We start from the raw sequence: 13,758 nt of genomic DNA, 5'->3' as shown, positions 1-13,758 counted from the left end.
TGTTGCTAGCTGCGTTTTGTTTACCGCCTCAACTGATAGCAGGCCCGCGTGCGCGCCCAATCTCCCAAGACACCCCGCCACCGCGCACTGTGGCCGCGAGCTGCTGGCCCAGCCGCTGTTCGATCACTGGCTTCCACGGCACCAAGCTGAACCCCATGCCGTCATCGAGCATCGCGTAGCGCCCGCTGGCGAGCATGATGCTGCGCCGGTAGATACCGGCCACGCGCTGGCCGTCGGCCACCGGACGGTGCTCCAAGCCGGATTCGGCGGCAATGTCCTTGGCGGCCTGCGCCAGTTCCCGATTGCGCAACGTGCCCAGCAGGTTCCGGGCGAGGATCACGCGCTGCCCGCGCCGCTCGGCCAGCCCTTGTTCGGTCAGGAAGTCGGCGCGCTGCTGCATGGCCTGCTTGGCCTCGCCGCCAAAGCCCAGGTCGCCCAGGCCCGAGCCGCCACCGATCAACTGCTGGTCGAGCCAGGTGGAACCGATCACGCGGGCCTGCCGCTCGATGGGCAAGTGCGATTTCAGTTCCACAGCCACGCCGCCCAGGCGCTGCGCGTCGTACTGGCGGCCACGCTCGGCCAGGTCGTCCGGCACCTTCCATAGCCCTTCCGCCACGCGCTCCACAATGCCGGCCCGGCGCAGGGCTTCCAGCCGGCGGACGTGGGCGGCGACAACCTCCTGCGGATCGCGTCCGGCTTTGGCTCGGCCTTGCTCGATCGCCAAGTGGTGATCGGTGCGGTACAGGCCATCGCTCGCCAGCGCGGCGATGTTCCTGTCGGCTGCGCGCACGTCGGCCGATCCCTTGACCTCCACCACGGCGCCGGTCGGATAGTTCGCCAGTTCGTCGTGGGCGTTGAGCGCGACGTAGTGCGCCTTGCCATCCACGCCGTCGATGACCAGATAGCCCCGGTCGCGCAGCTCGTCGGCCAGTCCCTTCGCGGCCACGCGCCCGAGGATGGTTTGCCCGTCGTCGCCCGGCTCGAACACCGCCAGCTCGCGCGGCTCGCCGCGCATGGCCCGCTGCATGGTGCGGATGATGTCGCCGCGCTCGCCCAGGGCACGCAGGGTCTTTTCCGCATCGGCATGGACGGCCCAGGTGCCGGGCTGCGTCTCGTCGGCCAGGCCCAGGCGCTGCAAGCGTTGCAGGCGGCCGATCAGCAGCAGGCGCTGGCGCTGCAAGTGGGGTTCGTTGAGCCGTTCGACATGCAACAGGCCATCGTCGCCGGCTTCGCGCTTCAAGGTGCGATCCAGGCTCGTCCACCGCTCTTGCTCCACCTCGCGCTGCAAGGTCTGCTGGATCTCCAGTTCGGTGCGCGGCCCCAGCCATTCGGTCGCCAGCTCTGCGGCGCGGTGGCGGAAACCGTCGGCGATGTAGTCGCCCGCGATGATGAGGTCTTTGCCGATGTCGTCGCGCCCGCGCACGACGATGTGCGTGTGCGGGTTGTCGGTGTTCCAGTGGTTGACGGCCACCCAATCCAGGCCCGTGCCCAGGTCGGCCTCCATGCGGCCCATGAGGTGCCGCGTGTAGGTGCGCAGGTCTTCCAGCTCCGCGCCATCCTCGGGCGAGAGGATGAAGCGGAAATGGTGCCGGTCGTCGGCGCAGCGTTCCTTGAAGGCGTCGAGGTCGGCGGTATCGGTCTGCGGCCCGTAGGCTTGGCCCGGCTCGCCGTCGCGCCCCACGCCATCGCGCTCGATGTAGCGCAGGTGCTTGGCGAGCGACTGCGGGCTGGCCCGCTGGTGATTCACCAGCAGCGTCTTGATGGTCACGCGCCGCGACATGGGCGTCAGCTTCGCCCTGGCGAAGCGCGCCGCCGTGTGGCCGCGCCCCAGGCGCGAGCCGGGGCGCTGGCCGGTGCCACGCGCCGATGCTGGGAGGCGCACCGTGGACTTGCCGCTGCTGGCCTTGCCCGCCTGCTTGAGTACCTTGGAAACGAAGCTCTGCCCCTGGCCCTTGCCCCGGTTCTTCGGGGCGCTGGGGCGCACGCGGAAATCGTCGTCGCGGCGGTCGCTCATGGCTGCGCTCCCTGAAAGCTGGGGCGTGCCCCGGCGTGCGAAGCACGCGGGGCGTCCTGTCGTGGCGCGGGCCTCGCGCCACTGGGTGAGCGGATGACCAAGGAACTGGCGTTGAACGCCTTGCTGATGGCGGTGTGGCGGCGCAAACCGACTGAGGAGGTGCTGGTGCATTCAGATCAGGGTAGCCAGTTCAGCAGCCACGACTGGCAAGACTTCCTGAAGTCGCACCGACTGGTGGGCGCCTCGAAAAACCTCCGCCTCGCCCGCCCTTGGTAAAATTACGACGTCCTGAACCCCGCAGCCTGCACCGATGAAACCGCGTAGCGCTATCAAGACTGACCTGTTCGCTGACGAACACCACCGCAAGAAGCTCGACTCGCTGGGCGACCCGCTGGCCGACATCGAGTTGCACATCGACTTTGCGGCGCTGGCCGCCGAGGTCGATCGGGTCGCACCGCGCACGGTCAGCGCGCAAGGCGGCCGTCCGCCTTACCCGACGGAGACGATGGTTCGGATCCTGGTGCTCAAGCGCCTGTACAACCTGTCGGACGAGCAGATGGAGTACCAGCTGCTCGACCGCATGAGCTACAAACGCTTCTGCGGGCTCGCGAACGCAGCCAATATTCCGGACCGCACCACGGTGTGGACCTTCGAGAACCGGATCGGTGAGCTTGGCGCGAAGGCGCTCTTCGAGGGCGTCTCGGCGCAGCTGCTCAAACGGGGCTTCATCGCGCGTGGCGGGCAGATCATCGACGCCACCTTGGTGCCTGCCCCCAAGCAGCACAACAGCCGAGGGGAGAAGGCGCTGATCGACCAAGGCGCGATGCCTGCCGACTGGAAGCCGGCCAAGCGCCGGCAGAAGGACACCGACGCCACCTGGACGAAGAAACACGGCAAGAGCCACTTCGGCTACAAGCTGTCGATCAACGTCGACAAGAAGTACAAATTCATCCGCACGCTCGAGACCGACACGGCCAGCACGCACGACAGCCAGCACTTCGACAACGTCTTCGACACGAGCAACACGAGCCGCGACGTCTATGCCGATCGCGGCTATCCGTCCGAGGAGCGGGCGGCCTGGTTGAAGGCGAACGGCTTTCGGAATCAAATCCAGCGCAAAGGACAACGCAACAAGCCGCTGTCCGAATGCCAGCAGCGGCGGAACACGCGCATCGCGCGGACGCGAGCGCGGGTTGTTAACGGCGGTCGATTCCCGCACAAATCCGGCGTCCACCGCCGGCACGGCACAGCATGACCTTGATCTGGTGAGCGGATAGCGGCTGTTTGCTTGATGGGGTCAGGGGCGTTGGAAGGCGCCCGTAGGGCGACTGGAAACGCCCCTGACCCCGGCGCGCCGATGGCGGGCGGGGTGTTCGTGCAATCGGGAGGGAGGGCGTTTGGCACCCGAGTGGCCGATGCGCGCACAATCGGGCTCGGCCTGTGGCAACGCAGGCGCGACACCGGCTCAAACCGCCAAGTCATCCCCAGTGTCGCGCCCCACACCCGCGCAAGGCTGCGCGGTCGTTGCGCCCGTAGTCTTTCACGAAGTGGGCGCTGGCGTCGAGTCTCCCACGGGCCCAAGGCCCCATGGAGTCGACCGGACGACGCTATCTCTGTGCCGCGTGCCGCGCGGCAGTGCTGATCTGCAGCCACAGTGATCGGGGGCAGCGCTATTGCGCCGCCGGCTGCGCCCAGCGTGCCCGCGCGGCCGCGCTGCGGGCAGCCGGCACGCGCTACCAGGCGAGCTTTGCGGGGCGCCTGGCGCACGCGCAACGCCAGCGCCGCTACCGCGCGCGACGCCAGGAAGTGACGCATCAGGGTTCCCCGCCGCCGGCCCCGCCTGTTGAAGTAAGGACCGCGCCGACCGTGCCCGAGTCCGTACCGTCCGCGAGCGGGCAGTGCCACCTGTGCCACCGCGCACTGTCCCCGTTCGTGCGTCAGGACTTCCTGCACTCCCCGGTTCGGCGCCCCTGTCCGCGATCCGAACGGAGTCCGCCCCGCCATGGCCCTGTCCCCTGAACACGAAGCGCAGATCCTGCGCTACTACCACGCCGAGCGCTGGCGCATCGGCACCATCGCCGTGCAGCTCGGGCTGCACCGCGACACCGTCGCGCGCGTGCTCGCCCAGGCCGGCCTGCCCCGGCACGGCCCCGTGCAGCGCGCCTCGGCGATCGACCCCTATCTACCCTTCCTCCACGAGACGCTCGCGCAGTTTCCGCGCCTTACGGCCGCGCGGCTCTACGACATGGTGCGCGCACGCGGTTACCCCGGGCGCCCCGATCACTTCCGCCACCTCATCGCCCGCCACCGCCCGCGCCCGAGCGCCGAGGCCTACCTGCGGCTACGCACCCTGCCCGGCGAGCAGGCCCAGGTCGACTGGGGGCACTTCGGGCACCTGACGATCGGGCGCGCACGCCGTCCGCTGATGGCCTTCGTCATGGTGCTGTCGTGGTCGCGCCAGATCTATCTGCGCTTCTTCCTCGATGCGCGCATGGAGAACTTCCTGCGCGGTCACGTGGGCGCCTTCGCGCACTGGGGGGCGGTGCCGCGCATCGCCCTCTACGACAATCTGAAGAGCGCGGTGCTCGAGCGCTGTGGCAACGCGATCCGCTTCCATCCCACCTTGCTCGCGCTCGCTGGCCATTACCGCTTCGAGCCGCGCCCAGTGGCGGTGGCGCGTGGCAACGAGAAGGGACGCGTCGAGCGCGCGATCCGCTACGTGCGCGAGGCCTTCTTCGCCGGACGCCCCTTCGCCGACCTGGATGATCTGAACGCGCAGGCCCAGGCCTGGTGCGAGGGCGCCGCCGGCGCGCGGCGCTGCCCCGAGGACGCCTCGATGACGGTGACCGAGGCCTTCGCGGCCGAGCGCGAGCGCTTGCTCGCGCTGCCCGAGGCGCCGTTCCCGACCGATGAGCTGCGCGCGGTATCGGCGGGCAAGACTCCGTACGTGCGCTTCGATCTGAACGACTACTCGATCCCCCACACCCATGTGCAGCGCCCCCTCACCGTGTGCGCCGACCCGCTGCGGGTGCGCATCCTCGACGGCGAGGACGTCATCGCCACCCACGCGCGCAGCTACGACCGCCGCCAGCAGATCGAGTGTGCCGCGCACCTCGAGGCGCTCGTCGCGCACAAGCACGCGGCCCGCGCCCACCGCGCCACCGACCGCCTGACGGCGGCCGTGCCCACCTGCCAGGCGCTGCTCGCCCAGGCCGCCGAGCGCGGCGAGCCGCTCGGGCGCACCACGCGCGCGCTCACCGACCTGCTCGACCGCTACGGCGCGGGCGAACTGGCCGTTGCCGTCGACGAGGCGCTCGCGCGCGGCGTGCCGCATCCCAACGCGGTGCGCCTGGCGCTCGAGCGCCGGCGCGAGGCGCCCCCGCCGCTGGGTGTGCCGCTGCCCGCGCATCTGAAGACGCGCGACGTCACCGTGCGCGCCCACCCCTTGGCCGGCTACGACCGCCTGCTGGAGGACGACCATGACGACGCCTGAACCGCTGCTCGCACGCGCCCGTGCGCTGCAACTGCACGGGGTGGTGAGCCACTGGGCCGAGTGCGCCCAGGCCCCGTGGATCGCCCCGCTCATCGAGTGGGAGGAGACCGAGCGCGCCCGACGCTCACTCGAGCGCCGGCTGCGCTGCGCGCACATCGGCCGCTTCAAGCCGCTGGCCGACTTCGACTGGCGCTGGCCCGAGCAGTGCGACCAGGCCGCCATCGCAGAGCTGATGACGCTCGGCTTCCTCGAGACCGCCACCAACGCCTTGCTGGTCGGCCCCTCCGGGCTCGGGAAGACCACCATCGCGCAGAACATCGCCCACCAGGCGGTGCTGCGCGGGCACACCGTGCTCTTCACCACCGCCGGCCAGCTCCTGGGCGAGCTCGCCGCGCTCGACTCCGACTCCGCGCTGCGCCGCCGCCTGCGCCACTACGCCAGCCCCACGCTCCTGGTGATCGACGAGGTCGGCTACCTCTCCTACTCGAACCGCCACGCCGATCTGCTCTTCGAGCTCATCAGCCGTCGCCACGAGAAAAAGAGCACCCTCATCACCACCAACAAGTCCTTTGCCGAATGGTCCGAGGTGCTCCCCAACGCCGCCTGCGTGGTCGCGCTCATCGACCGCCTGGTCCATCACGCCGAGATCATCGCCCTCAAGGGCCTGTCCTGGCGCCACAAGGAAGCCCAGGAGCGCGCCGCCACCAACGCCCGCAAACGCAAATCCGCACGGAGTCCCGCATGAAGACCGACCACCCGCCGTCCGGGCTGCTGCGCGGCCTGGACCTGCTCATCGACGCCGACTGGACGCCCGAGCAGGCCCGGGCCGTGATCGAACTGCTCGACGATCTGCGCGAGCGCATCTGGGCGCACTACGAGCTCGCCCTGTTCGAGCACTACCGCCAGGACCGCCTCACGCAGGCCGAGCTGCCGTTCGACGATCCGTCGTTCTGATCGAGCCCCGCCCCCCAGCACAACGAGGGCCGACGCGCGCGGCCCTCGTGCCGTTTACGGCGCCGCCGGCGCCCACTCGACGACGCCGTTTAACGACGCCAGATTTGTGCGGAATCAGGGAGCCGGCAACACGGGTGGAACACCCGTTCGCGGTCATCACGCAAATGGGCGGCAAGTTGATCCGAACCATCGGCCAGGCGCGGGCGAGCTTCGCGATGACGATGATGGCAGCCTGCTACAACCTGAAGCGGCTGACGTATTTCCAGAAGGCCGGAATCGTGGCCTTCTGACGCCCGAAATGGGCCGAATCGCCGCTGCCCGAGGCGATTCGGAGCAAAAACGGGGCAGCGCCGCCGGGTGAGGCAGCGTGGTGCCGAGGAAGTCGAGCGGAATTCCGTCGTGATCATCGTTGCACGGCAGGATTTACTGAAAACCTCGGGTTATTCGAGGTGCCCACAACAAGGATGCACCTCGTCTCCATCACCCCCTCTGAGTTCCGTTCGAGACCCATGCGCGCTCGGGCGAGAGCGGCGTATCGGCCGCTCTCAGACGCATGCGCATCACCCGTTGCAGGATCAACTGCGCCAGCCTCATCGATTCGCGTCCGCCAGCTGCGCCTCGGGCAGCCCTTCCAGCGCGACCCCGCGCTCGCAGGCCAGGTCGAGGAGCCCGACCCGGTGCCAGATGCCGTGGCGCTGCAGGTAGCGCTCGTCGGGCGCCGTGCCGAACCGCGCCTCATAGCGTTCGCGCGCCGCAGCGAGCGCACCGAGCGAAACCATCGGCGTCAGGCAGCGCATGCGCTGCGGCCGCTCACCGGGCGGCAGGCGCAGGAATGCGGGGATGTCCGGGTCCGAGTCGTGGGTGGTCATGATTTCCTCACTCAGCGCACGATCGCCTGGATCCGGTGGAGCGCGGTCGTCTTGATGCGGTCACCCTCACCGAACAGGATGTGGGCGTATCGGTCGGCGTTGGTTTTCTGAACGTGATCGACCCACCCGGTGAGCGTGTTGAGTGCGCCCCACCAGGTCTTGCCCTCGGGGGGGACGCACTGGGCGGGAATGCCCTCGCGGCGCACGCCCATCACCTGGGCGCGGGTCGCCCGCACGTTGGCCAGCCGGGTCTCCCAGGCACGCTGCACCTGCAGGTTCTGGCCGGCCGTGACAGGGCGCTTGGGGTCCGGCAGCAATTGTGCCAGGAAGTCCTCGAACGCCCTGTCATCACACTCAGCATTCGCGAGGCGGCCAAAGAGCGCCTGCGCTTCCTCGCTTCGCTTCACGCTGAACTCGAAGAACGCGCGCGCCTCCTCCTTCAGCACCCGGTAACGACCGTCGTGCGCACGCCGGAAGACTTTGCCCACCGAGGTGTTGTCCAGTGCCAGCGACAAGGTGTTCTGGCAGACCACGCGTACCGTGGTGAGGCGGATATCGATCGCGCTCGAACCGTCATGGCTGTTGCTGAAGAGCAGATAGGTCTCGATGACATCCTTCTCCTGCACCTGGATGTCCCCGGGGAGCCTGGCCAGCAGCCAGACCACTTCTCCGTTCTTCAGGTAGCCGCCCGTATGGTAGATGGGCCGCCCTTGACCGAGGAGCGCGTCGAACATTTCCGCGCCCGCCCGGTTCTGGAGTGGGCCGAAGCCCGGATGCACTACGCCGATCACCCGGCCGGCCTGACCCGGCTTGCGATCCTTGCGCACGACCGCGCAGCGCTGCGGCGCTTTCGATTCAGGCTCGTCGGCGACCGCCAGCGGCAGTAGCTCGACTTCCCAGTCGAGCCCGCCGTGCTTCAGCGCCTCCTCCAGCGTTGCAGGCTGCTCGAGCCGCTCGCCGAGCCGATGCCACGGCCGCTCGCCGTAGTAGAACATCTCGCCAATGTTGTGGGCCATGTTCGCGCTCCCTGTTCTGTTCGTTCGATTCCGACGATACCCTCGTCGTCGATCCGGTCCGAAAATTCCCCTACTTTCTGCCCTGCGCACTTCGTGACGCATCGACGGGCAGCGAGAAGGCCCATCAAAACCGGAACCTTTGTTGCAGCGTTTCCACCGAGTTGCAGTCCAGGCGGACACGCACGGCCAAGGCCCACACCATCTCGTCGACGTCCTCGTTGTCCTGACCTCGGATGTCATCGATGATCCAGACGCGGTCATCGTTGATCATCCCGATGGTGGCCACCCGCTCCCCGGTAGGAATGACCTGGACCGAGAACACCCGATAGTCTCCGCACTCGCAATCGGGGATAAACATGTCGACGCAGTGGCGCATGCAGCGCGCTTCGTCTTCGACGGCCGCCGGGGACAACAACTCGATGATGCGCAGCGACCCAGCAGACACCGGGGTCGGCAAAATCGGCTTCCAAACGTCGAACGAGAAGTGCTGCTCGCAGCGAAGCGACCAGTTCTCCGCTTGTGCGTGGAACCATCGCCACGGATTTTTCAGCTGTTGTCCCGAGAGCGGCGGCTCCTGACTGAAGAACCACCGCACGACCGCGGGCAATTCCTCGGCCAAGAGAAGATGGAACGCGTACCCCTCGTACTGGCGGCGCACAGCCTCAAGCCATGAGGCACGAAACAGCCCGACCGGTACATCGCCCAGATCCTGCTTCGCGCTCGGGAACCGCATTCGCATCCACGCCCGGGTCAGCTCGGGTGGGGGCAGCACGTCCATCTCACATTGCTGGATCAAGCACAGCAGCGCACAAATCGTCCGGAAGGACGGCATCGACGGAGATACCGATCCATGAGCACGCGGCATGAGGGGGGCGAGGAGCGCATCCCCGAAGCTGAGCAGAAGACGCCAGCCGCGTTGGTTGATGCCCACAGAAGCGAGCACCGCCTTGATCTCGTCGAGCGCCGGTGCGGCCTCGACGACACCCGCTTGGTGGGCGATGCGAGACAGCAACGGGAAAGGTGAAACCTTGGTCATCACAGTGCTCCTTCCAGACGCTGCGGATCAAACGCCGGGCCCGTCGGTACAAACCGAGCGTCAGCCCTCATCGTTGGCCGAGCCATCGTAGTGCACCACCCCTGTCCAACGCCCGACCAGCACAAAGCGACTGCTGCGCAACGTCAGCACACCCTGACCGGCGGCATGCGGGGCGACGATCCACCAGCACGGCTCGGTTGGCGCGTTGTAAATCTTGAACGGCGCAGCTTCATCGTCCTGGCAAATCACGGACAGATCCTCTGGGCGCACCCCGACCTTTCGTGCGGCAATTTCGACAGCGTCGCCTTGCGAGATCTCGACGGCCGTTCCGCTCATTGGCGGCTGATTCGTCATCCGCGTCCGTCTCCTCAAAGTGGATACACGCCTGTCCGCACGGCCCCGAGCAGCTGCGGGATGCAGAGGTCGTAGCGAATGATCCGGCCACCCTCGACCTCGAAAACCACTGCTGCCTGCACCTCCTCGAAGTGGCCTTGGGTCATGAAGGCGCAAGGGCGCCCACGGCGTCCTTCAGCCGTCCTCCCCATCTCGACGCGGACCGCTGCGCCGGGATCCTCCCGGGCCTTATCCCAAAGGGTCGCCATCTTGCCGCGCAGATACGCGGCAATCGCAGGAGCACCGATCAGCTCCTCAAAAACCCACTGTGATGCGTAGCGTGCATCAGGCGCCAGCAAGGCCAGGAAGCCCTCCGGATTCAGGCGGTTCCAGGCCCTGGCGAAGAGGTAGGCTGCCTTCTCCTCGGTCAAGTCATCCATGCGATCACCCTCCAGGCGTGGGGACGTAGTCGAAGCAGTCGAGGCCATCAACCACATCAATCATGTTTCGATGCGAACCTTACCCCTGTCGTAAAATCGGGACGAAAATTCCCCTACTTTTTAGGCGCTGGGCATGTGGCCGTTTCTCAAAAAAGCACGCGCATCCAAGAACTCAGACCCCCAGGGTGCAGGGGCGGCTCGTCGCAAGCCGATGCGGTTCGAGGACCTGGTTGCCGACATGGGCGACTTCAGCGACCTCGCCACTCACGACGTCGCGCTCAAGTTCTGGCTGCCAGAGCCAGTGAGCTTCGCGCTCACGGAGATGGGAGAATTGGGCGGCGAGTCGAGAAGCGAGATGTTGCGCCGTTTCCTCACCCAACACTCCTATGGCGTGTATGCCGCCCACGTCATGAGCGCCGCCGTCCCGGAGATTTTCAGGGACCCGCCCCCAGTGATGTTCAGCAGGTCCGCTCCCACGCCTCCTCCCGGCAAGGTTCGGGTCGATACCTACTGGGTGCCCGAGTTCGGCAAGAACGTCGCGCCCATCAAGGTCTGGGTTCCGTCCAGATTACGTAACGACCTGGAAGCGCTGGCGGCCCACGTCGACATCACGCTCTCGCAGTACGTGCGCGAAATCGTGATCTCACGCCTGCTCGGGCACGGCGCCCTACCGAAACGGCCACAGATGCTCGAGGCTGCGCCGCTGTCCTCTGTTGAAGATTGGTGCGAGGGACGTCAGGTGCCGATGCGGTTGGCCACAGAAGAAGAGTTCTGGGATCACCCACACGGCGAGCACACGGTGGAGTGGAAGGATGAGCCGACTTCGTCGGCATGAGCCATCCGCCGCAATGGCTTTGACTGGTGGGGTACGGTTGCCCCCGCGAAACCGACCTCAATGTGATGCATAGCAGCAGATCGGGCTCGTGGGACGGTGCGGGTTGTGGCGAAAACCCAGACGGCCTCTGGAGAATTCGTCGTCATTCCGCAGGGCCATCGGGGCCGACCTTGTACCCCATCGCACGGTAACCGCGCTGCCGCTTGTCCCACATCCGCAGTAACGCCGGATGACCCGCATCCACGAAATCGATGATCCGTACGTCGGTCTTGCTAGCGTGCTCCCGGTGCAGGCGTCCGGCGTACTGCTGCAGAGTGCCCTTCCAGGACACAGGCATGGCCAGCACCAACGTGTCGAGCGGCGGGTGATCGAAGCCCTCGCCAACCAGCTTCCCCGTCGAAAGAAGGACGCGCGGCGCGTCGGGCGGCAGTGCATCCAGGTCAGCAACCAGCGCCGCTCGCTGCTTTCTGGACATTCGACCGTGCAGAACGAAAGGCGCGGGCTCCAATCCATCAAGGGTTGCCTTGATCGCATCAAGGTGTTCAGTACGTTCGGTCAGGACCAGCACCTTGCGCCCCTGCCCGAGGGCATCGCGCACCTCGTCGGCGATAGCTTCAGTTCTGGCCCGGTCATTGGCGAGATGCCGAAAAACGTCCTGGATGCCTGCATCGGTCGGCAGGTCGATCCGTGTGAAGCGCGAACGCGGCAGCACTTCGAGATCGTGCGGTGCACCGACTGGCTTCGCCGCCGTGTATCGGATCGGCCCGCACTGCATGAAGATGATGGGCTGCTGACCATCACGGCGGATGGGCGTTGCCGTCAGTCCCCGCACGTATTTGGCCTTGGACCGTTTCAGGATCGCGTCGAATGACACTGCGCCGACATGATGGCACTCGTCCACAATCACCTGCCCGTAGTTTTCGACCAGTGGGTTGACCTCGCCCTGGCGGGACAAGGATTGCATAACGGCGATGTCTATCTTGCCCGTGGGCTTGGCCTTGCCACCGCCAATGGTGCCGACCACACCCTGACCAACACCCAGGAAGGCTTGCAGACGCTCCTGCCACTGCTTGAGCAGTTCTGTGCGATGCACCAGCACCAGGGTGTTCACGCCCCGCCGCGCGATCATTGCGGCGGCGGTGACCGTCTTGCCGAAGGCTGTCGGAGCGCAGAGCACGCCGGTGTCGTGGTGCAGCATTCCGGCAACTGCGGCTTCCTGGTCCAAACGCAAAGTGCCGGCAAAGGCGACATCGATGGGGTCGCCGCCGAAGCGCTCATCCCGCAAATCACAGGCGATACCGTTGTCCCGCAGTAGATCCAGGGCAGCATCGAGGCAACCGCGAGGCAAAGCGATGTGCTGCGGGTAGTTCTCCGCATTGCCGACGACGCGCGGCTTGCCCCACACCGAGATCCGCATGGCCTGAGCCTTGTAGAACTCTGGGTTCTGGAAGGCGGCCAGACGAATCAGACGATTGGCGAGTACCTGCGGCAGTTGGGCCTTCTCAAAATAGATCAGGTTGGCCAGCGTCACGGTCAGGGACTTGGGCATCTGCCCGGCCAGCTTCTTGATTGACGTGCTCTGCCGCTTCCAAGGTGTGGCCAACTCTTCATCTTCGATGAATGTCACATCCAACGGGTGGACGCCGCCCGTCGCCAGCAGGATGGTCGGTTCGATGTCGTGCGGCGCCATCGGCCGGACGGACGCCAGGAACGCCCACTGATCCGGGTATGGCCGCAGGTCAGCATCAACGAATACGCTGCAGCCACTCCCGCGAGGCCGTTTCTGCAACGGTAAGGCGATCAGGTTGCCGAAGCCGCCCTTGGGCATCGTGTCCTGGTTCGGAAACAGGCGGTCGTAAGACTCCAGCTTCAGTTGCCGGGTACGCGAACAGGTATGGCTGATGATGGCCGTACCCAGGCGCCGGGCGTCACGGGCGGCAACGCGACTGGCGAAGAACACCCACGCGTGTGCGCCCTTGCCTGATCTTGAAATTTCCAGCACGGCCGGAACGCCCAGTTCCTCGCAGGACTGCATAAAGGCGCGCGCGTCATCGCGCCAGGCAGCTTCGTCAAAATCGACCGCCAGGAAGTAACAGGTGTCATCTTCCAGCAGCGGATAGACCCCGACCGTGTGCTCGCCAGCAAGATGGTCATAGATCACGGCATCGGAGAGTGGGATCAGCAGGCGATTGGCGCAGTCGCCGCACTTGATGCGCGGCTTTTCGCACACTCCGGCACGCCACTCGTTTGCACAGGCCGGCGCGTAGCCCGATTGGCCCGTGGTCTTGCTTTCCCATCGGACCGGGTAGGCGTCCGTGCGACCGCGGAAAAGCCGTCGGAAGAGCGAGACCTTCTCTTCAGCGGACAGCCGCGCTGGCTCGACAGGCGATGAGGCTGGCCGCTGCTGCGCACGCCATTCGATGCCGTGCGATTCGAGCAGCGCGATCAGCCGGCCGTTCTCTGCGCGGAGCGCGCGGAGTTCATCGTGGTCCGCCATCGAATCCATGCTTGGCCAGCAGATCGTCCATGTTGTCACCGACACCATAGCCCAGGTTTTGGCCGAGGCGTCGGGCGACATGCAGGCCGACGTCGCTGTCGCGGCCCGTCGCGCACTCGCAGAAGAACACCATCAGCACGGCGAGCCCCTCCGGCTGGCCGATGGCCTTCTTCGCCTTGGCGACCGAGGCATCCTGGTTCTTGGAGACTTCGGCCCCCCATCTCAGCCTGGAGCGAAGCCAATAAACGGCCTCTGCACCCACTGTGCGCAC

At 66.6% G+C, this 13,758-nt stretch carries 12 protein-coding genes and 3 pseudogenes; 7 read left to right on the top strand and 8 right to left on the bottom strand.

The window, feature by feature from the left end; genetic code table 11:
• Positions 1–28: 28 nt before the first annotated feature.
• On the bottom strand, positions 29–2,014 hold the full coding sequence (locus TMZ1T_RS01515; protein ID WP_012584372.1) for a relaxase/mobilization nuclease domain-containing protein: 1,986 nt from the start codon (positions 2,012–2,014) through the stop codon (positions 29–31).
• Positions 2,015–2,104: 90 nt separating this feature from the next.
• On the opposite strand from TMZ1T_RS01515, the pseudogene TMZ1T_RS01510 reads away from it, so the two are divergent.
• From TMZ1T_RS01510 to TMZ1T_RS20970, 6 genes and pseudogenes are all read left to right on the top strand, one after another.
• A pseudogene (locus TMZ1T_RS01510) lies at positions 2,105–2,251 on the top strand (DDE-type integrase/transposase/recombinase); the annotation flags it as partial.
• Between the two features lie 73 nt (positions 2,252–2,324).
• Positions 2,325–3,209: pseudogene (locus TMZ1T_RS01505) on the top strand (IS5-like element ISAzo41 family transposase); the annotation flags it as partial.
• A gap of 807 nt (positions 3,210–4,016) precedes the next feature.
• A complete protein-coding gene (istA, locus tag TMZ1T_RS01500; RefSeq protein ID WP_012584370.1) occupies positions 4,017–5,507 on the top strand; it encodes an IS21 family transposase in 1,491 nt (496 codons plus the stop codon).
• Positions 5,494–6,252 carry an IS21-like element helper ATPase IstB gene (istB, locus tag TMZ1T_RS01495; protein ID WP_012584369.1) on the top strand — a complete coding sequence of 253 codons (759 nt, stop codon included), beginning with the start codon at positions 5,494–5,496 and terminating at the stop codon, positions 6,250–6,252. Before istA ends, istB begins: the two co-directional genes overlap by 14 nt.
• Complete coding sequence (locus tag TMZ1T_RS01490) at positions 6,249–6,461, top strand: hypothetical protein (protein ID WP_004359146.1); 213 nt, start codon at positions 6,249–6,251, stop codon at positions 6,459–6,461. The genes istB and TMZ1T_RS01490 overlap by 4 nt, the downstream gene beginning before the upstream one ends.
• 128 nt (positions 6,462–6,589) lie before the next feature.
• Positions 6,590–6,751, top strand: a pseudogene (locus TMZ1T_RS20970) (IS5/IS1182 family transposase); the annotation flags it as partial.
• Positions 6,752–7,051: 300 nt separating this feature from the next.
• Here TMZ1T_RS20970 and TMZ1T_RS01485 read toward each other — a convergent pair.
• The 5 genes from TMZ1T_RS01485 to TMZ1T_RS01465 all read right to left on the bottom strand — a co-directional run bounded on the left by TMZ1T_RS01485 (position 7,052) and on the right by TMZ1T_RS01465 (position 10,155).
• On the bottom strand, positions 7,052–7,330 hold the full coding sequence (locus TMZ1T_RS01485; RefSeq protein ID WP_012584368.1) for a hypothetical protein: 279 nt from the start codon (positions 7,328–7,330) through the stop codon (positions 7,052–7,054).
• 11 nt (positions 7,331–7,341) lie between these two features.
• On the bottom strand, positions 7,342–8,346 hold the full coding sequence (locus TMZ1T_RS20195) for a DUF932 domain-containing protein (RefSeq protein WP_012584367.1): 1,005 nt from the start codon (positions 8,344–8,346) through the stop codon (positions 7,342–7,344).
• Between the two features lie 124 nt (positions 8,347–8,470).
• A complete protein-coding gene (locus TMZ1T_RS21260) occupies positions 8,471–9,382 on the bottom strand; it encodes a hypothetical protein (RefSeq protein WP_012584366.1) in 912 nt (303 codons plus the stop codon).
• Positions 9,383–9,442: 60 nt separating this feature from the next.
• Positions 9,443–9,736, bottom strand: a complete 294-nt coding sequence (locus tag TMZ1T_RS01470; protein WP_012584365.1) for a hypothetical protein — start codon at positions 9,734–9,736, stop codon at positions 9,443–9,445.
• A gap of 14 nt (positions 9,737–9,750) precedes the next feature.
• Positions 9,751–10,155, bottom strand: coding sequence for a nuclear transport factor 2 family protein (locus tag TMZ1T_RS01465; protein WP_012584364.1), 405 nt, complete (start codon positions 10,153–10,155; stop codon positions 9,751–9,753).
• 133 nt (positions 10,156–10,288) lie between these two features.
• Here TMZ1T_RS01465 and TMZ1T_RS01460 point away from each other — a divergent pair, with 133 nt between their 5' ends.
• Positions 10,289–10,990 (top strand): hypothetical protein, encoded by a 702-nt coding sequence (locus TMZ1T_RS01460; protein ID WP_012584363.1) that lies wholly within the window; start codon positions 10,289–10,291, stop codon positions 10,988–10,990.
• Between the two features lie 142 nt (positions 10,991–11,132).
• On the opposite strand, the gene TMZ1T_RS01455 is transcribed toward TMZ1T_RS01460, so the two are convergent.
• Positions 11,133–13,487 (bottom strand): TOTE conflict system archaeo-eukaryotic primase domain-containing protein, encoded by a 2,355-nt coding sequence (locus TMZ1T_RS01455; protein ID WP_012584362.1) that lies wholly within the window; start codon positions 13,485–13,487, stop codon positions 11,133–11,135.
• Positions 13,471–13,749 (bottom strand): hypothetical protein, encoded by a 279-nt coding sequence (locus tag TMZ1T_RS01450; protein ID WP_012584361.1) that lies wholly within the window; start codon positions 13,747–13,749, stop codon positions 13,471–13,473. The genes TMZ1T_RS01455 and TMZ1T_RS01450 overlap by 17 nt, the downstream gene beginning before the upstream one ends.
• Positions 13,750–13,758 lie beyond the last annotated feature (9 nt).

Source organism: Thauera aminoaromatica, assembly GCF_000021765.1.
Classification (GTDB): Bacteria; Pseudomonadota; Gammaproteobacteria; order Burkholderiales; family Rhodocyclaceae; genus Thauera; species Thauera aminoaromatica.
This window is presented reverse-complemented; position numbering and strand designations above follow the sequence as displayed.